The organism is Marinilabilia rubra (assembly GCF_003121985.1).
Classification (GTDB): Bacteria; Bacteroidota; Bacteroidia; order Bacteroidales; family Marinilabiliaceae; genus Marinilabilia; species Marinilabilia rubra.
Genome location: NZ_QEWP01000001.1, coordinates 53,979 through 74,709, shown reverse-complemented (window position 1 = coordinate 74,709; position 20,731 = coordinate 53,979). Strand labels below are relative to the sequence as shown.

The window sequence follows — 20,731 nt, the reverse complement described above, 5'->3', positions numbered from 1 at the left end:
ATCTTCAAATTTCAACGGAATTACCATCAAAAAATTTTTCCATGAAACGATTTGTACATCCTTTTGCATTCATACTTATCATCTTTGCTTTGGAAAGCTGCGGTGATGCCGTTAGAGATGAATTTCCGAAAAGCCGGTTTATCGGATATTTCAACCTCAATTATCCCGAATATTCAAAATCCGTTTTCACTGCTACCAGAGACATGGATGGACGCCGGGTAGGCGTCAACGGATTGGTTATTTACAATGCCGGGGCAACTTATTATGCATTTGATTTAATGTGCCCGTATGAAAAAGAAATATCCTGTTCCGTAACAGTAGATATTGAAGAAGATCCTTCCATTGCCGAGTGTGAATGCTGCGGTTCCAAATTTCTGATTGCCTCTCCCAACGGGGAGTTGATAGAAGGCCCGGCCAGGCAAAGTCTTCATTCCTACCAAACAGGGGTAACCCAGGATAATATACTTGTTGTTTCGTCAAACTAACCCACTCCCTGAATAATAAAAAACCCGATCAGCATCCACACCAATCGGGTTTTTAATGCATCGATTCAATTAGTAGTGCGATCACAAAATACTATTTCATATTTCACATCCCTTTTCCCTTCCTGCATCGTTAAAATTTTGCCTTGCAGAAAGAAAAAATGAAAGCAAAATAATTGAAACACTATTTAGCGAACCCACTACTAGTATCTGTAATGCTCAGGTTTGAATGGCCCTTCAGGTGTTACACCTATGTAACTGGCCTGCTCAGGAGTTAACTCAGTAAGCGTTACACCAAGCTTTCCAAGGTGAAGCCTTGCAACTTCCTCGTCCAGTTTTTTAGAAAGGGTGTAAACACCAATTTCAAAATCGTTTTGCCACAAATCAAGTTGCGCAAGAGTTTGGTTGGTAAATGAATTACTCATTACAAAGCTGGGATGTCCTGTTGCATTTCCCAGGTTAACCAACCTGCCTCGTGACAAAAGCACAATACTGTGTCCATCGCTAAAAGTAAACTGATCAACCTGTGGCTTAATGTTGATCTCCTCTATACCAGGAAGGTTTTCAAGTTTCTCCACCTGGATTTCATTATCGAAGTGCCCTATATTGCATACAATGGCCATGTCTTTCATCTGCCCCATATGTTCAACAGTAATCACGTCACGGTTACCTGTAGCGGTCACAAAAATATCGGCTTCCTTTACGGCAGCTTCGACAGTGGTTACTTCATAACCTTCCATGGCTGCCTGCAAACCACAAATGGGATCAATTTCTGTAACCAAAACCCGTGCCCCAAAACCGCGCATACTTTGTGCACAACCTTTCCCCACATCTCCAAAGCCGCAAACAACTACGGTTTTTCCGGCAACCATTACATCAGTGGCACGTTTGATTCCGTCGGCCAGACTTTCACGGCAACCATAGAGATTGTCAAATTTCGATTTGGTAACCGAGTCGTTTACATTTATTGCAGGGAACAAAAGTTCTTTGCGATCAAGCATTTGATAAAGACGGTGTACGCCGGTAGTGGTCTCCTCACTAACCCCTTTAATTCCTTCAGCGACCTTTTGCCAACGGTCACTGCCTTCGCTGTAATGCTTGTTAAGCAAAGCCATCAATTCACGAAAATCTTCTCCCTCCTCACTGTAATCCTGCTCAAGAATAGCCGGTTTTTTTTCAGCTTCAACCCCTTTATGGATCATCATTGTGGCATCTCCTCCATCGTCCACAATCAAATCAGGGCCCTTACCTTCTCCAAAATTCAGTGCCTGTTCTGTGCACCACCAGTATTCTTCAAGAGTTTCTCCTTTCCAGGCAAACACAGGCACACCTGATTTTGCAATAGCAGCAGCAGCGTGATCCTGAGTAGAATAAATATTACAGCTGGCCCAACGTACGTCGGCACCCAACGCAGTCAAGGTCTCGATTAAAACCGCGGTTTGCACAGTCATATGTAAAGAACCCATGATTTTAGCGCCGCGAAGAGGAGCCTCTTCGCCATGTTTCTTTCGCAATGCCATTAATCCCGGCATCTCTTTTTCCGCAATTTCAATCTCCTTTCGGCCAAAATCAGCCAGAGACAAGTCTTTTACTTTATAATCCATATATGAAATCTAAATAATACTTTCTTGGAACAAGTTACGAACAAACCACATAAGGGTTTTGTTTTTCAGGCTGCAAAGGTACGAAATAGATATGAATTTCGCTAAAAGCTTTTCAATCATCCTCAAGCAATTAACCACATCTGACCTAAATAACACCTTCCTTCTTAAGAATATCTTTCACTTCCCGCTCATCCAAACTAAGACGCTCTTTCAGTGCCTCCAGGCTAGGGAATTTAATTTCGGGACGGGTTCGTTTTATAAACTCAACGGTTATTTCTTCAGAATAAACCTCTTTATTAAAATAAAAGATATGAACTTCCAAAGACCGATGTCCTGTTTCGCCTTCTATGGTTGGTCTGCCACCAATGTTGATCATCCCTCCAAAAGTTTTTCCCAGCAAATGTACCTTACAGGCATATACACCATCATGGGGGACCAATTTCAGGGGGTCGTCCATTTCTATATTTGCCGTTGGAAAGCCAATCTCTCTTCCCAGCCGGCGACCACTCACAATCCTTCCCTGCAGGCCATAAAAACGCCCTAACAACCTTGAAGCCTCCCAAACATCGCCATCCGAGATATAATTCCGAATGGCAGTAGAACTTGGATTCATTCCCAAAACATTAACGGGCCCGAAGAAATCCAGTCCAAATCCGTAATTTTGAGCCAGTTCATTTAGTTTATCCCGGGAAATACCGTCATGTCCAAACCGGTGATTATAACCAACCAGTAAATGATTAACTCTGATTTTATCAATCAAATATTCACGGATAAATCGACTGGCAGACAATCCGGCAAATTCACGTGTAAACGGTAATATGACAAGTTGATCAACCCCAATTTCGCTTATAAGCTTTGTCTTCTCCTCCAGAGTTGTCAAAAAACGCAATTGCCCTGAATCCTGCCTCAGAACCAGTCGGGGATGTGGCCAAAAGGTCAACACCACGGATTCTCCATTCACCTCTTTTGCCTTTTCCACCAACTGTGACAAAAGTGATACATGTCCTTTGTGAACACCATCAAACATACCCATTGTAAGGACGGGACGAGAAGCTTTAAGACCCTCTATACTAGATTTGATCTTCATTTAATCATTCTTTATTTCATGTGCAAATTTACAAATGTTTATGGGTTGACATATTCAAACCTTTAATGCTCCTGTTTTTTCTGCTCTTTGTTATACTTTAAAAGAATTTTGTTTTTGTATAAAACTCTTTATATTTATGTTCTGAAGATGATATTATTAAAAAATCATTTGCCGATTATGGAACAATATTTACTGGAATTAATTAAACACAATAATCGGGTAATTGTACCTAATTTTGGCGCCTTTATTGTTTCGCGAGATGCAGGCACAACCGTATTATTCAACAACTTCCTCAGTTTTAACGATGGTTTGTTGATTAACCATGTTAGCAAAGAGGAAGGTATTGATACCACCGAAGCTACAGAGAAAGTTTCAAACTTTGTGGACAGCATTAAAAAGGAACTGGATGAAAAAGGTGAATACATTCTTGATAAACTGGGAAGTTTCACCAAAGATCAGAATGGAATTTTACGATTTACACAGGATCCTGATTTAACAGAGCTCTTGCCCGAGGAAGAAGAACCTTCTGAACAAACAGCTGAGTCTTCACTTTTGGACATCGACAATGATGCACCCGAGGACAAAGGGGAGAAAGAAGAAAAGAAAGAGAAGCCAACAGGGACCAAAAAACCTGCTGGAGAGAAACGGAAGATTAAAGATGAGTCGCTTCTGAACCTTGATGAGGATAAGGAAACGGATAAGGAGAATAAAAAAGAAGAGGCCAAAGCTGCAGCACCACCAGTTCCTCCTCCCACTAAACCGGAAGCTGCTACAACTAAAAACAAACCACCGAAAGAGCCCGTTTATGATGAGCGCAAAAAGTTTGTCCTTCCCCCATGGGCCATTGCTCTGATTATTATAATTCCGGTAACCCTTATACTGCTATACTTGCTTGTCTGGCGGGATAATGACAAAGCAACTGTACCCATTGCCAAGAAAGTAGAAGTAGTTGATACTGTAAAGAAAAAACCTGCTGTTGACAGTGCTGCGTTGAAAAAAGCTGAGGAAGAGAGACAAAGAAAAGAGCAGGAAGCAAAAGAAGCACTTGAACGTGCTGAAGCAGAAAAAGCTAAGCGGGGAAAGCACCAGGTTATTGTCGGAAGCTTCAAGAACCAGCAAAATGCTGAAAAGCTGGTATCAGAATTAAAGTCAAAAGGCTTCAAAAATGCCAGTCATTTCACGCACAACAACTTACACATGGTAAGTGCAGCTTCATTTGAATCGCTGCCCGAAGCCAGAAACGCGCAGGAAAAAATCCTGCAGGAACAAAAGTTGGAAAATTGGATTCTTACCAAAAAGTAAGATCCCGGAATAGAATATTTCCCAAATTTTTAAGAAATCGAAACGGGTGTTGTTTTTGACATACAAAAATCACCCGTTTTTTTGTTTTTACAATGGTATACCTTTCCATTATATCGGCAATTCTTCTTTTCCATTATGCCAGAATGATTTTTCAATTCAGGTCGGGATGGCTGAAGCTGCCTGAAATCAATACAGGACATCATTTTCATGGTCGTGTTTTTATTTCAGTAATAATTCCTTTTCGAAACGAGGAAGAAAACCTTTTAAAGCTGGTAAAAAATTTATCGGAACAACGTTTCTCTCCGCATCACATGGAGATAGTTTTAGTCGATGATCACTCCACAGACAACGGGTTTGAAACAGCCAAACAGTTGCAGAAAAGCCACCAATGGTTAAAAATCGTATCATCTAAGAAGCAGGGTAAAAAAGCGGCTTTGCGATCCGGAATTTCTTCTGCCACGGGTGAACTAATTGTAACAACGGATGCAGATTGTCACTTCAGCCGCGATTGGCTTCAAACCATTGCCGAGACCTATCTGGAGAAAAATCCGGATATGATAGTGATGCCGGTGGGCATGGAAAGCGGGAAAAGATGGATTGACCGGTTTCAACAGAATGATTATCTGGCACTTCAGCTAGCTACAGCAGGCGCAATGGGGAATGGAAATCCAATCATCTCGAGTGGTGCGAATCTTGCATTTAAAAAGAAGTCATTTCTTGAAACATCCAAAAATATTCAGGGAACTCAATACTTATCAGGTGATGATGTATTTCTTCTTCACACCTTTAAGTCACAATCATTTAGAATCATCTACCTGAAATCGGCCCAGGCAATGGCCAAAACGTATCCGGCAGATTCATTAAAACAATTTCTCCTGCAGCGCATGAGGTGGGGGGGGAAAAGCAAAGGATACGAAGACCATTTTGCACGAAATACAGCACTTACAATCCTGATTGTTAATACATTTATAGCCATCATGCCTTTTATTGCATTGTTCTTCGGGATTCAGTTCTTTACAATTTGGGTTGCAGCAGTATTGATAAAAACATCGGCAGACTGGAGCTTACTTAATTCTGGAAAAAGCTTTTTCTCAGTACGAACCGGTCTCCCGGCCTTTCTTTCCTTTTCATTGATCTACCCTTATTACATTTTAACAGCAGGTGTAGGTAGTCTTTTTATTCGTGAAAGCTGGAAAGACAGAAAAGGCCGTTAATAACTCTACCTCAACTTCAATAGAATAAACCCTTTAAGTAATAGAAATTGTAAAGTTAAAACAAATATAATAGCTGCACTACCGGGAATATCCAGTAACGAAGCAGTCAGTAATCCAACAACCGAGCCAACAACACCAAAAATTGCAGATCCGAAAATAATGTTTCTAAATCTACCGGACATCAGCATGGCTGTATTTTGCGGAATAGTAAAAAGACTCAACACCAAAATGATTCCCATGGTCCGGATGCTTAAAACAATGGCCATCGCAATCAATACTGCCATTACATGACGGATCAAAGCTACCGGAAGACCTCTGGTTCTGGCAAACTCAGGATCAAAAGCTGTGTATATAACCGGTCTGAAAAACAAAACAAAAAACAATGCAGTAACCACCAATACAGCAAGTAAAATCCATATATCCCAACGGCCCACAGAAAGTATACTTCCAAACAAAAAACTCATGAGATTGGGAGTATATCCCGGTGTGAGAAAAACAAAAATGATCCCCAGCGCCATACCCAGTGACCAAACAATGGCTATTGCACTATCTTCCCGAATTTTCCCTTTGGTAGAAATCCATTCTATGCCCAAGGCGGTGGTAATGGCAAATGCAACGGCTCCAAGAAATGGATTCAATCCCAAAAAATAAGCCAAACCAATACCTCCAAATGAAGCGTGAGTAATACCTCCACTGATAAATACAATTTTGCGACTCACAATATAGGTGCCGATCATAGCAGCCAGCAAACTTGTAAGCAAGGCTGTTGCCACCGCATTTTGAAAAAACTGATATTGAAAAAGGGAAAAAAGGGTATCCATCATGTGTGCTTTTTTAAAACCCGGTGAGGCACCGGACCGTGAGCAATCAAATCTATTGGGCAGTTGTAAACTTTCAGGACCTCATCAGTAAGGACATTGGATGGGTGATAATGCAATGTGCCATTTACGCAGGCGATTGTTTTCACAATGGAGGAAATCGTTCCAATATCATGTGAGATTAAGAATATGGCCATCGTCTCGTTCAGTTTGCCAAGCAATTGATAGAGTTCACCTTCAAAGTTCCTGTCAACAAAAGTGTTGGGCTCATCCAAAACCAACACCTGAGGATCGTTGATGATGGCGCGTGCCAAAAGGGCTCTCTGAAGCTGACCGCCCGACAAAGTACCTACAGGGCGATTAGCCAATCCTTCAAGTCCGTTTTCAGTAATCAGATTCAAAGCCTTTTTTTTGTGGCCTGAGGTCAATGATCGCCACCAGGTACCTTTGGAAGAAAGACCTGACAAGACCACATCCAGAACAGTAATGGGAAAAGAGTGATCAAGGCGGGAAACCTGTGGCAGGTAGCCAATATTGGGTCTGCCGGATGGAAAAGAAACCTTACCCTTTTGGGGTTTTAGAATCCCAAAAAGTATCTTAGACAGGGTCGTTTTTCCACCACCATTGGGGCCAATTACACCAATGAAGTCATTCGGGAAAATATCCAGATCTACATCTGTTAATACAGGATCTCCATTATATGCGGCCGTAACTTCACGAACAGATATCAGCGGTTCTGGCATAAACTCCTCTTCTTAAGCGTTAAGAATCAAAAAACAATTATTTAGAAAAACCTTAGTTTTCTTGCTGGCACTATTTAGTTCGCGTCCAGAAAGTCCCATTTACCGCGTTAGGCTTGCCAAAAGCGCAGCCCCGATCCTTCGGGATGAGTATTTTGGCGGTAAGCGTAACGACGCAAGTGGTACTTTATGGACAGACACGTCTATTTAAGATATTCCTCTAAAAGATCATGAATACGTTTCATCTCCCCATCCCAATCATGAGCCAGGGGATTAAGAGGCACAAGGCTGGCATCTGTTTCTTCCGTCACCATGCCTGCACTCTTACGATCAAATTCAACCTGTATAAAGATAACCTTTATATTGGCTTTATTGGCCAGATCAATCAGGTTGCGCAATTTTTGAGGCGTGGGCTCCTTACCTTCATACTCCAGGGGAATTTGTTTTAAGCCATAATCCCTCGCCAGATAAGTAAGCGCCGGGTGAAAAATCATAAATTCCTTCTTTTTCAAATGAGTCCCCAATTTGGCAAATGCTTCATGCTGTTTTTTTATTCTGCCATAAAGCTCCGGATATTGTTGAACAATCTCCTGCTTATACTCAGGAAAGGTTTCAATTAAACTTTCTCTTAGCCTGGGTAAAAACTCCATAACAACTTTAGGTGACATCCAGATATGAGGATCAACTCCGCCCTTATGAACATGGTCTCCATGTACATGGTCTTCCCCTCTTATTAAATTAAGGTCAGTTGACAGATTTAAAACCTTCAACTCCGGATTCAATTCCTTGAGCCTCGGCATCCAGGCTTGTTCGAACCCCAGATAGCCGGCCTGTACATACAGCCGAGAGGAAGAAAGTCCGGTTAATTGACTGGCAGTAGGTGAATAAGTAGCCGGACTCGCCCCCATTGGAACCATCACATTTACCTCTATATCCCAGGAGGTTAATTCTTCAACAAAATATTTTAGTGGTTCTATAGAAACAGTAATTTCAGCTTCGTTTTCCTTTTTATTTCCACATGACTGCAAAAACACTAATGCTCCGGGTATGAGGAAGGCAATTAGAAATATTAATCTCTTAAATCTCATTGAAATGAATTTATATATTTCACATCTGTTTTTGGGAACAAAAATCGCATATTCCTTCAACCACAAGCTTTGCAGATTGATAGCGAAAACCGGCAGGCAAGCCGTTTAAATCAACATTTAACTGTGGCATGCAAAGCAATTTGTTGCATTTTATGCAATGGAAATGGGCATGGTCACTTTTTCGGAAAGAACCGGCTAACTTATATTTCCGGGTATCTTCATCAATTACGATTTTGTGAATAACTCCCTTCTCGGTAAATAACCTGAGGGTCCGATAAAGCGTAACCCTGTCGGTCTCACCCGGCAACCTCTCCTCTATCTCTTTTTGAGTCAAAGCAATTCCGTCACCCCACAAGCAGCTTATAATCTGCTTACGTATAAGGGTCCCTGACAGTCCAAAACTTTTTATGTAAGCTACAACATCCTCCATAAATGCAACCATGTTGCAATGATACGAATTAAACACGCAAACTGCAACAGTGTTGCAAAACAAATCCATCCTTACATTAAAGTCATATTTTTATTGACGAAGAACACTTTTTTATTGACGAACAACCTTTATCATTTACTGACGTATAATAAAACAACGATAAAACACAGAGTTATGGCAAACATTCTCATTTGTGAAGATGACAGATTGATAGGAAGAATAATTGAACGAAAACTGTTGGAAGATTTCCATCAGGTTAAATTGGTTGAAAACGGGGACATAGCGATCCGGAAGTTAAAAGAACAGGTATTTCAGTTGGTTATTTCTGATGTAATGATGCCTGTAAACAGCGGTTTGGATGTTATTAACTACCTTCGTAATGAACTAAGGTCAGACATTCCAATACTTGTGGTTTCGGCCCTCTCGGAAGAGGACAACATTCAAGAGGCAATAAAACTGGGAGCGAGTGACTACGTTTCAAAACCATTCAGTGTTGGGGCGTTAAGGGAGAAAGTGGGATACCTGCTTAAGGTACCGCACTGTGAACCCGGCCATTAAAACCAGAAATATTATTATGCAAAAGAACTTATTCTTAATCATCTTCTTCTTTTTCTGTTTGGATTCAGCCTCAGGACAGTCTCTGGACTCTATCCGGCAGATTGCCTGGGACGGAGCTTACCAGAAGGCAAGGGAGCTGTGTCAAAAACGCAATGATTACCCTTCCAACACAGATTTGGTATTTCTGACAGGACAAACTTTTTACTGGGAAAAAAACTATTCCAAAGCCAGAGCCACACTTCTGGAAGTCTTGAACAAAAACCCCACCCACCATGAAGCCATCACAGCTATTTCCTCGGTTTTTCTGGCCACAGAAGAATTTGCCAAAACTATTGATTATGCATCCCGGGGATTAGAATTAAATCCCGACAACGAGACGTTATTATACAACCGTGCCTATGCATACGCAAGCAATGGCCTGCTTAAGGAAGCCAGAACCGACATTAGTCACTTGCTGCGGGTAAGTCCGAATAATAAAAAAGCTATTGAGTTAAAAGAATCACTGGAGAATTTTAAAATTCCCGGAGCCATACGGGTAATGCAATCGCTGCAATGGTTTAATGATCCATATGAACGTCGTTTTTACACCACCACAGTAGAAGCACCTATCGGAGATCACAACTTAAAACTTATTCCAAGGCTCAGTTTCGGGAGCCTGGGCAGCGGGGATACCACTTTCACCGGAAGTCAGGCTGGATTAGACTTTTATCCGCTTCTGGGAACGTCCTCTTACCTGTATGTCAATTATGCATATTCTGAATCGGACGTTTTTCCATCCCACCGCAGTGCCCTGGAATGGTTCCATACTCTTTCCAAAGGATGGGAGGTTTCTTCGGGAGGCAGGTATTTATATTGGGACGATCACCTGTTTTTCTTCACCCTCTCAGCAAGCCGTTACCTGGGGAAATGGTATCCCGGAATCCGCCTCTTCTTCTCGCCTGAACCGGAAAGTAGCATAGCAGCTACAGCCTCTGTCAGGCGCTACTTAAAAGATCCCAATAGCTATATTCATTTTTATGCGGGATACGGGACCAATCCGGACAGGACAGAACGCCAATTTGAACTTTCTGAAACACTGAACACCAAACGCATATCCACCGGAGCCTATGCTATACTAAAAATAGGAGGCCCCATTTATGGTCGCATAAAGGGCGAATACAGCATGGATGAATATTCTTCAGGAAAATGGCGAAATGTTTTTCTGGCACAAATAGGTCTGGAATATAAATTTTAATTACAGCTATGGAAGACCTTTCCTCAAACATAATACAAGAAAGCACCTCCACAATAATTTCTTATGTGGGATTATCTGCCATGGCACTAACTGTAATAATTATCAGTGTAACGCTTTTTTTACTGATACGTCAGTACTTTTTCAGAAAAAGAGCTGCAAAACACCTCAGAAAAAACCAGAAATACAATGATTTATTGATTGACTGCCTCCTTTCTGATGATAAAGAGGTCTCAACAATTTGCAGGTTAAAGGGTAAAAGTGAGAAAAAATATCTTTTCGATTCAGTCATATTCTTAATGCACAATTTCAGCGGCGAATTTTCTGATAAAATAAAGGATTTGTTCTACAACCTGGGACTGGAGAAATACATTATCAAGAAACTTAAAAGTAAAAAATGGTGGATCGTAGCCCAGGGGCTAAGAGACGCCAGAACCATGGAATTTCATGAAGCAGTGCCCTATGCCGAAAAATACATTGACGACACCCATCTGGAACTTAGAGTGGAGGCTCAAATTTCAGTTATGGCATTAAAAACGAGAGACCCTTTTGAATTTCTCAGTCAATTACATCGTCCTTTTTCTCTTTGGGCACGCATCCATTTGTACCAGGAAATAGCAAAATGGGAACAAAAACCAGACGCTGCCGAATGGTTAAAAGTTGATAACCCGGGTGTTGTTTCTTTTGCCCTCAGGGTTATGGGCAACCTCAAGCAAGCGACCAACAACCGCGAAATCAGCCAACTCATCACTGATCCCCTGGCTGCAATCAGATCGGAAGCTGTTTATTACTTCGCCCTGACCAATAACCGGGAACTCTGGCTAAAATCGGCCATGAAGTACAAAGCTGAAGAACCTGAAGTTAGGCAGAGAATCGGGCAAACGGCAAATATGCTTAGCGACATACCTCTGTCTATGCTGATTCAGTGGTTCAACTGGGAAAAATCAACGCCTGTAAAAATAGAGCTTGCAAAAGCGATGAGAAACCATGATCACTCAAAAGATTTACAAAATATAGAACTGGCAGCTCTGGAAACAGTAGCCTAAACGATGGAATATTTCGCAGACATAGCGTCCTTCTGGAAGATTGCTGTTGCCATTTATGCAGGGACAGCCTGCCTGTCCTATCTTATTTTCGCGCTGATGGCGGGAGTGGCTCTGCAACAACATGAGAGAGTATCCGAAACAGGAAACTTAAACGGAGTTCTTTCGTCGACCTTTGCGCCTAAAGTGACAGTAATTGCACCTGCCTTTAATGAAAGCATGAGTATTGTTGAAAATATAAGAGGTCTGCTCACCCTAAAATACAATAAGCTTGAAATAGTTATTGTAAACGATGGAAGTAAAGATGATACTCTGCAAAAGGCCATTAGAGAGTTTAATTTAGAAAAGGTCTATTATCCTTTCGATTATGAAATAGACTGCAAGCCCATCCGCGGCATCTACAAGTCCAGAAATAAAGCCCTTGAGAAACTGATTGTAGTTGATAAGGAGAACGGCGGCAAAGCAGACGCTTTGAACGCAGGGGTCAATGTTTGCCGAAGCGATCTTTTCATGGCCATGGATGTCGATTCTCTGATTGACCGTGAAGCAGTTCTTAAACTGATTCGTCCTTTTTTAAAGGAAACCTCCAAAAAAGTGATTGCAGTTGGAGCAGTGGTCAGGGTTGCGAACTCATGCCGAATCGCAGGTGGTAACGTTTCCAAGGTGCATGTTCCACGCAATCTTTGGGCTCGCTTTCAGGCTCTGGAATACATCCGGGCTTTCTTAATTGGTCGCATGGCATGGAAAAAAATCGATGGCTTACTATTGATTTCGGGAGCCATTGGAATGTTTGATATTCCAACCGTTAAAAAATGTGGAGGTTATTTAAAATCAACGGTCGGAGAAGATATGGAATTGCTGGTGCGTATGCGCCGCTATATGTGCGAGAAGAAACGCCCCTACATCGTTGACTTTGTCCCGGACCCTCTTTGCTGGACTGAAGTTCCTGAATCCTTAAAAACCCTTGGCCGCCAGCGGAACAGATGGATGCGCGGAACCATGGACACTTTGAGGCTTCATAAAAGAATGTTCCTGAATCCTAAATATAAGGCTGTTGGCACACTTGGATATCCATACTGGATGTTTTTTGAATGGCTGGCCCCGATTTTTGAGTTCACAGGAATAATTTTTTTTATTGCACTTGCCTTTACAGGCCAGATTCAATGGAATTATGCACTGATCCTTCTGGCATTTGTATATATGTTTGCAGTTACTATTTCCTCCTGGGCCATCTTGTTGGAAGCTTTTACTTTTCATAAATATGATAAACCATCACACATTGGTTCCCTACTATTTACAGCGCTTATCGAACCTTTAATATATCACCCGCTCACAGTTTGGTGGGGCATTAGAGGTAATATTGACTATCTTCGCGGGGTTTCCTCATGGGGCGCACAGGAAAGAAAAGGATTCTCGAAAAAGAAAACTATCAAATAAAAAATTAAAATCGCCTGTCAAAAAAATATGATGATGAATTAACGTTTATTTTTTTTGACGAATAGCAATTATTAGTTGATTAAGAAACCTTTTCCCCGGATCAACGTATCCACTAATAAATTATTTCCCCCAACCCCCTTGATTAAAACCCGGACAAAACCATTATGACTTGAACAAGCAATATTTGAGGGAGAAATAGAACGATGGCAAGAATTCTTGTATGTGAAGACGATAAATTATTAAGCCGCATCATTGAGCGGATCCTTTGTGGTGAAAACCATGAGGTAACCTTGGTTACTGATGGAAATTCTGCCATAGATAAATTGCGTTTAAACCATTTTGATTTAATTGTATCTGACATTAACATGCCCGGAAAATCCGGTATGCAAATAGTCTATTTCATCAGAAACATCATACAATTACCCACACCGATTCTGTTAACGTCAGCTTCATCCAATTCTGATCAGGTCCGCCGGGCCAAGAAACGAGGGGCCAATGACTTTCTTCCCAAACCATTTGCAGTAGATCGACTTAAGAGAAAAACCAACCAGCTATTGCAAAACCACAAGCGCCTCAGCATTATTTCAGCTTAGAAAAGCCAGGTTAAGTTCACCCGCTATAATAGCTTTCAAGCAGAAAGAGAAGTTTTCTTATCGTTAATCCCGGTAGATTTTATAAGCCTCCTGATTTCTTTCTGTAAAGCCGTGAAACTTTTTAACAGCTCTTCCCCTTCAGGAGTAAGATAAGCAATTCCTCCTCCCTTTCCTCCACGGCGAGTTACAACCAACGGATGGTTTAGTTGACAATTTATCTTATAAACAGTATTCCAGGCGTGAGAATAAGACATTCCCAACTCTCTGGCGGCAGTATTCAATGCACCGGTTTTTTTCACCAACCCGAATAACTTCATGGTTTTGGAACTAATTTTGATACCGCATTCAGTCTCTATTGAGATTTCTCCTTTAACGATAAAATTCATTTCAAGATCTGTATCAAACTGTCAAATATTTAATAAATGTTTTTTGAACCGCATGTTTACACAAAACGGGTATCAGAACGAGTTCTTTCAACAAGGTCGTCATCCTTCCTGTCCAGCCAGCCACTCACGGCATGCGGACGGTTATCAAATTGTCGCATAAAAGGTTTGATATCCAGGAGCGGTGTGCCATCCAGCATATCCGCACCTTCGAAATAAACCTTTCCACCCTCAATCTTAACCAATCTTACTATGGATATACCTACAGGGCTTGGCCGCTTGGGAGAGCGTGTGGAAAAAACCCCATGTTCGCGATCATCCATAAATGGCTTTACAACGAGTTTATACCCCTCTACTTTGTGCAAATGATAAAGAAGCATGATATGGGAGAACCCCTCAAGGTCTCTCAATCCCGGGATAAAATTGGGGAGTATTTCTGCCACACCTTCTGTATTACCGGCACCTGAGGGTTGAATCGGCATGTCCCGGACAGTATCATGAGGTGTGGAAATGGTTCCAATAACTGAAAATCTCACTTCTTTTTTCGATTCATCTTTCGCATCCATATTTTCTGATTTTAATATTTTTTTCTATAAAACAACTTGTAACCCTAATACGGCTATGTTCCCCCTCTTCGTATGATCGGACTCCTTTGAGCTAAAATTATTTCCATTTCCTGAGTTTACAAGATAATGTACATTGATTTTCATCTTTTGTCCACTCAACCACCAATTAATTCCAACGTCCACCTGAGTATCTTTGCCTGTGTAAAACCCGACTTCCTCTCCATTATCTTCTCCATAAAAACCCCGGTAAGAGAAAACCGGTTCTAATATCCCACTGTATTTCCAGTCAATATTGTAACCTGACCGGATCAGGAAATTATGGGCTTTAAAATTGACACCTGCATCACGTTTCATTTCGCTGTATTCAGTCAAAAGATGAAATCCTTTAAAATTGAGCTTCAAATCTGTGCTGAAAGTGGTGTTTTTTTGAAAATAGTCGCATTGGTCCTGAAACGATGCCCCAACCCCAAACGAAACAAAAATATTATCAGACAGAACGTTATCGTCAGCAGTAAATTTATAGGCGTTTCTCTCAGTAGCTCCAATGGTAAGAATAAGATGGCCTATAAGCAATGGTGCATATTCTCTCCCCTGAGTGACTCCGCCGTGCATATTACTCAGGAATGCAAAATTGTAAGAGGCACTCATATATTCCGATAAAACCCCGGTTCCTCCAAGATTTATACCGGAGGAAATGCCATTGCTTTTACCCGTTGCAAACTGTCGCAAATAGCAGGATGTCTCAGCTTTATCCAGCGAGGACATAGTCCATGGTGTGGTTGTGGACTCCCGGCTTATGTGAGGCAGCATATAACCTGTAGTTAAATTGAACCACTGGCTTTGTTTGCTCAGCCGATAAGTAATATAAGCCGACCAGACTTTGATGGCCCCTGTATTTGAAGGACCTTTTGAGCTAAGAAACTGGTCTTTCCCCAAGAAATCAGCACTTAGCTGAACATTATAGTAAAGCCTGTCCAGTGGATGTCCCTTGAATCCTGGTCGGGCCCTTCTGAAATACATCCCATAACGGCTGTCGACTGCCTCTCCGGATAGTTGATTATCAAAACTAACCGTATTCCAAATTTGAAGAGCCACAAATGGAACAACTGCTTTATCGAAATTATTAAATTTCAACTGCTCTCCGGAGAAAGCAGAAATTGATAATATTGATACAAACAAACAACAAAAGTATTTTCTCATCTCATTTTGTATTTTCGGTCAACTACACCTGCACGGCATCCAGAGCAAGAGTCTTGAATAAACAAAACACCCGGGTTCCTTTCTGTAACTCTAATTCCCGACCGGCAGCTCTACTCACTTCCGCCACCAACGGAAAGCCGCAATCAACATGGCAAAGAAGCCGCGGTCCTTCATCAAACGTTTCCACAATTCGCCCCTCCAACTGATTTCTAAACGAAGAACCTTCAACCCGTCCCCTGGCTAATACTATATGGTCCGGACGCAGGAAGACTTTCATCTTGCTTCCCCTTGTATAATTGTGCACACCCGGTTCAAAAGTGACATTCACACGCCTCCCCTCGCCAAAACCATTGAGCACAATCATCCCATCCTCAGGATTGACCGATTTCACTTCCATGGTAATAGAGTTGAGAGCATCTGCAGCAGGCAGAATGTTAAACAAATATTGTTGGTGCATCAGTGCTTCATAATGATCGTGAGCCACCACTTCCCCCTTGCTCAAAAGGCATAACCGACTGGTTAACTTAATAATATCTGGCAAATCGTGACTCACTATCAATACCGGTATATTTAGATGCTTAGCCACTTTGGATATATAAGGTATAATCTGCTGACGCAGTTCCTGATCCAATGCGCTAAAAGGTTCATCCAGTAAAAGAATCTCAGGTGAAGCCAACAAAGCCCGACCAAGCGCCACCCGCTGCCTTTCGCCTCCCGATAAACTTCCCGGGTATTTGTCAATCAGATGATCAATATTAAGCATGCCAGTCATCCGCTCAAGAGCATTCCCTGTGTTGTTATTCTTACGAAATCGCGTTCCGTACAAAAGGTTTTGCCTAACTGAAAAGTGCGGAAACAATCGCCCCTCCTGAAAGACGTATCCTACTCTGCGTTTATGGGACGGAACATTTACATTGTCTGATTTTGAAAACAGAGTGTGCCCGTTGGAGCTGATATAACCATTTTCGGGATGCACACCCCCGCTAATGCATTGCAAAAGAGTGGTTTTTCCGGCACCGCTTTGCCCGAAAACTCCTGTTATCCCGGGCTTAAATGTCTCATTGATTCGGAATGAGAACCCGGGACGCTGAAGCGTTATGTTAATTTTTAGACAACCAGACACCTTTTTCAGATATTTAGACGTTAGATAATTAGATGTTAGATGATTGACTTAAGGCAATCAAGAAAGATGTTAAAGCTTAGTGCAGAATCCCTCCTGCCATATATAATTCCTTTTCGTATCAGAGGGGCACAAATAAGCAGCACCACCGATTTATTCATTTCTTTTGGTAGGCAAAGTGCGACCCAATGATGGCCACAAAAGATATAACCACCGATACAGCAACCAGCAGGAACGTTTCGCTTTCCTGACCCGGCACCTGCATTTTGGCATATATGGCCAATGGCAAGGTTCTTGTTTCACCTTCGATATTCCCGGCAAATGTGATGGTGGCACCAAACTCTCCAAGGCTACGGGCAAAACCCAACACAAACCCGCCCAAAATTCCGGGCCATGCCAATGGAAGGGTTATAAAAAGAAAGGTTTTGACAGGTGATGCACCCAGCGATTTTGAAGCCTCTTCCAATCCGGGATCAACCATCTGCATAGCCACTTTTACAGATCGTATGATCAACGGAAACGATACTACAGCGGCCGCAATCACGGCAGCACCAAAAGAAAATGCAATTCGAATGCCAAGCCATTGGTTCAGAAAACTCCCCAGCAATCCATTCGTTCCTAACAGCAACAACAGCAAATATCCGGTAGTGACAGGCGGCATTACCATAGGCAAATGGAGCACTGCTTCAATAACCGCCTTCCCCCTGAAATGCTTTCTGGCCAAAACATAACCAGTCCCAATTGCCAAAGGCAGGGCAATGAGCGACGTAAAAACCGCCACTTTAACAGACAGCCATATTGCCTGATAATCCATAAATTAGCTGTTAATTGGTTAAAACAAATTGACTTTTGAATGAATGTCCTGATGAATTACAACACTGGAGTAAAACCAAACTGTTTCCAGGTTTTCTTAGATTTCTGACCCGTCAGATACTTTATCACTTTCGTGGCTAAATCCTTTTTCATTGACGACTTCAAAACAGCAGTGTGGTAATCTATGGGAGAATGCGACGAATCCGGAAAAACACCCGTGACTTTTACTTTTTCTGATTTCAAAGCATCTGTTTTATAAACGATCCCAAAATCAACCTCCCCCAACTCTACAATCATCAAAGCCGACCGGACATCCTTTGCCGGTAAAAGCCGGTCTTTTAACTGGTCATACATACCCATCGATTTAATGGCTTCTTCGGCGTATTTTCCTGCAGGCACATGCGCCGGATCTCCAATTGAAAGGCGTGAACGGAGCACCTGCGGCAGAGCTGCTAACGCCCCACCTATATCTTTTCTCCCCCTCGGAGCAATCAACACCAACTTGTTTTTGGCAGGAGAACACAGCGTGGTTGAATCAATCAACCTGTGTTGGGCCACATAATCCATCCAGTGCCTGCTGGCCGAAAAGTAAATATCACAACGCATGCCCTCATTCAACTGGCGCGCCAACGTACCGGATGAGGCAAGATTCAGCTTCAGCTTAGTATTCAAATCCTTTTCAATACTATCTGCCAAAACGGTAATAACATCTGTTAAGCTGGCCGCAACAAAAACGGTCAGCTCTTCCTGAGGTGCTGAAATCTTTTCGCCGGAAGGATTACTACAGGCAGAAAGTAAAACAAAAATAACCATCAAACCACTCAGGTTCTTTTTCAAATTCCTCATGATAAAGTTTCATTTAGGCTCCGTTATACTCAAAAAGAATAACGGTTAGCAGAAATCGCTGCTATCTTATAGAATTGGGGGCAGCAGTATATGTGCCAAAACGAAAAAAATCACCCAAACTCTTACTGAACAGACATTTAGAACCTGGATCTATTTTCTGAATCCTACACATTTGTAGGGAAATTTTATAGAAAACTTCAGAAATGTAGATTCCCATATAAGGAAATTGCGCGGGTATCATTCGGACAAACCGGGAAGGGCACAGGTAATAAACAGGTAGCTGACAGGTACCTCCTTCGGCAAATGACCGATGATGGTACCTGTTTGCTATGTGTGGAATACCTTTTTATTTCGAATTGGTTTCAGGCACGTATTTAAGTTTCACAAGAGAAGGAAGAACCTATATGTAATCAGCCTATTCTAAAGCTGTTCTAAAAATTCAGGTGCCCTCCGATGCTTTGTGGCTTGCTCATAGGCATAAGCTACTTCCAAGAGAGTGGGTTCACTCCAGGCTCTTCCGAAAAAGGAAATACCTGCCGGCAATTCTTCCACAAAGCCCATGGAACCGTAATGATGGGATATCCTGCCATAGCAGCCGGACCAGAACTCCCCAATTGAAAACTGTCGCCATTAATATGATCGGTTTTCCAGGCCGGACTCCCGGTTGGGGCAATAATGGCATCCAGGTTCATGGCATCCATCACTTTATCAATTCCCTTGGTTTGAGCTCCGAGGCGCATGCTCTCCAAGGCTTCCTGATAAGACTTGGATGAGAGATTGGTCTTCATTAATTCAAGGACTTAGCAAGATAGGACTTTTCAATACATAGAATAATAACTTCCAATGTTTATCATATTTACCCCAAATCCGCTTTTTCATTTGAACTGGCAAAAGACAGTACGTTTAGGCTATTTTATTCAAACTTTTTTGTATGTTTAAGTAAAGTTGTAATTCAAATTATCACAGCTAAAAATATGAAAAGATTAATCCTATTAATTATCTCCTTATTTATTTATCTTTCAGCACCTGCTCAACAAGATTTACGCAACGGTTATATCATAAAAAACACCCGAGATACCATTCACGGCAAAATAGACTTTCGGGGAGACATAAAAAACAGTCAGAGCTGCACATTTTATTCCGGCAAAGGGAAAAAGCAAATATTTTTACCATTCGACATTAATGCATATCGATTCTCCAATGGAAAGTATTACATATCAAAATATATCGCAGAAGACAGTGTTTCAATCCCGGTATTTGCAGAATATTTAGTCAAAGGTGAGAAAGACCTCCTATATTTCAGAGACACCCACCATAAATATTATTTATTAAGCATCAATGATAGTTCAACAGTTAAAATCCCTTACAAAGAAAAGATTATTAGATCCTCAGGACGCTCCTATTTACGCAAATCTACAACTCATATCGGGTTTCTTAAATCCTATTTTAGAGATTGTCCGGAACTTTTTGGGAAAATAAAACAAATAAAAGAACCAAATGCAAAAAATCTGACATCCATAACAACAAACTACCACAGCATGATGGGTATTGAAGATCAACTCATTGCCTACCAGAAAAAGAAACATCCTTTAAAAATCCGGCTTGAACCAAAAGTAGAACTAACAAAGTTTACTGGAAATAGCGCATTAAATTTGTATGGAGGCCTTATCTACATCTGGCTTCCCAAATATAATGAAAGACTTTTTCTAAAGACCGGAGTATTGGGTTCAGACAATACCGGTAATGGTTCATTAACTAAAATTCCTTTGCAAATAAAATATCTGTTCCCAGATAAAATTATCCGTCCAAAATTTGAATTTGGAATTAATATCTTCACTAGTGCAAACACAGAAAATCATGAAGGTTTTTTGTTTACAATGGCTCCCTCCGCCGGTCTTATGATAAAAGCGACAAAATCAGTTTATGTTGACTTAAATCTTGAGACAGATATTGCATTTTTAATATTCAAACCTGAGGCATTTATTTCACGTACAATGGGAGTGGGAGTTTTGTTCTTTATATAGCTTAAATCATCAACCATACTGAAAACTTATTTTTTTGTAAAAAATAAGTCCAGTGTTTGAACTAGTGGATTTTTATTACACAAAATCAAAGAATGGTTCCGGTCTAAAAACAAACCGGGATATTAAGCAAAAAGCCTGTCATGTTGAGCGTC

General features: G+C 41.4%; 22 protein-coding genes. 9 read left to right on the top strand and 13 right to left on the bottom strand.

All coding sequences use genetic code 11. From position 1 onward, the window contains the following. Positions 1-41: 41 nt before the first annotated feature. Positions 42-485 carry a Rieske (2Fe-2S) protein gene (locus DDZ16_RS00340; protein WP_109262428.1) on the top strand — a complete coding sequence of 148 codons (444 nt, stop codon included), beginning with the start codon at positions 42-44 and terminating at the stop codon, positions 483-485. Positions 486-685: 200 nt separating this feature from the next. Here DDZ16_RS00340 and ahcY read toward each other — a convergent pair whose 3' ends face one another. Continuing rightward, positions 686-2,086, bottom strand: coding sequence for an adenosylhomocysteinase (gene ahcY, locus DDZ16_RS00335; protein ID WP_109262427.1), 1,401 nt, complete (start codon positions 2,084-2,086; stop codon positions 686-688). Between the two features lie 145 nt (positions 2,087-2,231). Continuing rightward, entirely contained in the window at positions 2,232-3,173 is a 942-nt protein-coding gene (locus DDZ16_RS00330; protein ID WP_109262426.1) for a bifunctional riboflavin kinase/FAD synthetase, read from the bottom strand. 177 nt (positions 3,174-3,350) lie between these two features. On the opposite strand from DDZ16_RS00330, the gene DDZ16_RS00325 reads away from it, so the two are divergent. After that, on the top strand, positions 3,351-4,475 hold the full coding sequence (locus DDZ16_RS00325) for an SPOR domain-containing protein (protein ID WP_109262900.1): 1,125 nt from the start codon (positions 3,351-3,353) through the stop codon (positions 4,473-4,475). A gap of 143 nt (positions 4,476-4,618) precedes the next feature. Next, positions 4,619-5,689, top strand: a complete 1,071-nt coding sequence (locus DDZ16_RS00320) for a glycosyltransferase (protein ID WP_232526513.1) — start codon at positions 4,619-4,621, stop codon at positions 5,687-5,689. A gap of 5 nt (positions 5,690-5,694) precedes the next feature. Here the strand turns inward: DDZ16_RS00320 and DDZ16_RS00315 are convergent, their stop codons facing one another. The 4 genes from DDZ16_RS00315 to DDZ16_RS00300 all read right to left on the bottom strand — a co-directional run bounded on the left by DDZ16_RS00315 (position 5,695) and on the right by DDZ16_RS00300 (position 8,777). Next, on the bottom strand, positions 5,695-6,513 hold the full coding sequence (locus tag DDZ16_RS00315) for a metal ABC transporter permease (protein ID WP_232526512.1): 819 nt from the start codon (positions 6,511-6,513) through the stop codon (positions 5,695-5,697). Further along, positions 6,510-7,250 (bottom strand): metal ABC transporter ATP-binding protein, encoded by a 741-nt coding sequence (locus tag DDZ16_RS00310; RefSeq protein ID WP_109262424.1) that lies wholly within the window; start codon positions 7,248-7,250, stop codon positions 6,510-6,512. The genes DDZ16_RS00315 and DDZ16_RS00310 overlap by 4 nt, the downstream gene beginning before the upstream one ends. 200 nt (positions 7,251-7,450) lie before the next feature. Beyond that, a complete protein-coding gene (locus tag DDZ16_RS00305) occupies positions 7,451-8,335 on the bottom strand; it encodes a metal ABC transporter solute-binding protein, Zn/Mn family (RefSeq protein WP_109262423.1) in 885 nt (294 codons plus the stop codon). Between the two features lie 19 nt (positions 8,336-8,354). Continuing rightward, complete coding sequence (locus DDZ16_RS00300) at positions 8,355-8,777, bottom strand: Fur family transcriptional regulator (RefSeq protein WP_109262898.1); 423 nt, start codon at positions 8,775-8,777, stop codon at positions 8,355-8,357. Between the two features lie 162 nt (positions 8,778-8,939). Here DDZ16_RS00300 and DDZ16_RS00295 point away from each other — a divergent pair, with 162 nt between their 5' ends. From DDZ16_RS00295 to DDZ16_RS00275, 5 genes are all read left to right on the top strand, one after another. After that, positions 8,940-9,323, top strand: a complete 384-nt coding sequence (locus DDZ16_RS00295; protein WP_109262422.1) for a response regulator transcription factor — start codon at positions 8,940-8,942, stop codon at positions 9,321-9,323. A 16-nt stretch (positions 9,324-9,339) separates the two neighbouring features. Beyond that, complete coding sequence (locus tag DDZ16_RS00290; protein WP_109262421.1) at positions 9,340-10,557, top strand: YaiO family outer membrane beta-barrel protein; 1,218 nt, start codon at positions 9,340-9,342, stop codon at positions 10,555-10,557. Between the two features lie 8 nt (positions 10,558-10,565). Continuing rightward, entirely contained in the window at positions 10,566-11,600 is a 1,035-nt protein-coding gene (locus DDZ16_RS00285; protein WP_109262420.1) for a hypothetical protein, read from the top strand. A gap of 3 nt (positions 11,601-11,603) precedes the next feature. Beyond that, positions 11,604-13,034, top strand: a complete 1,431-nt coding sequence (locus DDZ16_RS00280; protein WP_109262419.1) for a glycosyltransferase family 2 protein — start codon at positions 11,604-11,606, stop codon at positions 13,032-13,034. Positions 13,035-13,237: 203 nt separating this feature from the next. Then, entirely contained in the window at positions 13,238-13,627 is a 390-nt protein-coding gene (locus DDZ16_RS00275; protein ID WP_109262418.1) for a response regulator, read from the top strand. 35 nt (positions 13,628-13,662) lie between these two features. Here the strand turns inward: DDZ16_RS00275 and DDZ16_RS00270 are convergent, their stop codons facing one another. From DDZ16_RS00270 to DDZ16_RS00240, 7 genes are all read right to left on the bottom strand, one after another. Further along, the gene (locus tag DDZ16_RS00270) at positions 13,663-13,944 is read right to left on the bottom strand and encodes a winged helix-turn-helix domain-containing protein (protein ID WP_158275581.1); all 282 of its coding nucleotides are present in this window, start codon (positions 13,942-13,944) and stop codon (positions 13,663-13,665) included. Positions 13,945-14,069: 125 nt separating this feature from the next. Further along, complete coding sequence (gene tsaA, locus DDZ16_RS00265; protein ID WP_109262416.1) at positions 14,070-14,576, bottom strand: tRNA (N6-threonylcarbamoyladenosine(37)-N6)-methyltransferase TrmO; 507 nt, start codon at positions 14,574-14,576, stop codon at positions 14,070-14,072. A 24-nt stretch (positions 14,577-14,600) separates the two neighbouring features. Further along, positions 14,601-15,776: a porin family protein gene (locus DDZ16_RS00260; RefSeq protein ID WP_109262415.1), complete on the bottom strand. Its 1,176-nt coding sequence runs from the start codon at positions 15,774-15,776 to the stop codon at positions 14,601-14,603. A 22-nt stretch (positions 15,777-15,798) separates the two neighbouring features. Beyond that, on the bottom strand, positions 15,799-16,899 hold the full coding sequence (modC, locus tag DDZ16_RS00255) for a molybdenum ABC transporter ATP-binding protein (RefSeq protein ID WP_158275580.1): 1,101 nt from the start codon (positions 16,897-16,899) through the stop codon (positions 15,799-15,801). A 154-nt stretch (positions 16,900-17,053) separates the two neighbouring features. After that, positions 17,054-17,710, bottom strand: coding sequence for a molybdate ABC transporter permease subunit (gene modB / locus DDZ16_RS00250; RefSeq protein WP_109262413.1), 657 nt, complete (start codon positions 17,708-17,710; stop codon positions 17,054-17,056). A 56-nt stretch (positions 17,711-17,766) separates the two neighbouring features. Beyond that, a complete protein-coding gene (gene modA / locus DDZ16_RS00245; RefSeq protein WP_109262412.1) occupies positions 17,767-18,555 on the bottom strand; it encodes a molybdate ABC transporter substrate-binding protein in 789 nt (262 codons plus the stop codon). 482 nt (positions 18,556-19,037) lie between these two features. After that, entirely contained in the window at positions 19,038-19,343 is a 306-nt protein-coding gene (locus tag DDZ16_RS00240) for a hypothetical protein (RefSeq protein WP_198416655.1), read from the bottom strand. Between the two features lie 186 nt (positions 19,344-19,529). On the opposite strand from DDZ16_RS00240, the gene DDZ16_RS00235 reads away from it, so the two are divergent. After that, complete coding sequence (locus DDZ16_RS00235) at positions 19,530-20,579, top strand: hypothetical protein (protein ID WP_109262411.1); 1,050 nt, start codon at positions 19,530-19,532, stop codon at positions 20,577-20,579. Positions 20,580-20,731: the final 152 nt, after the last annotated feature.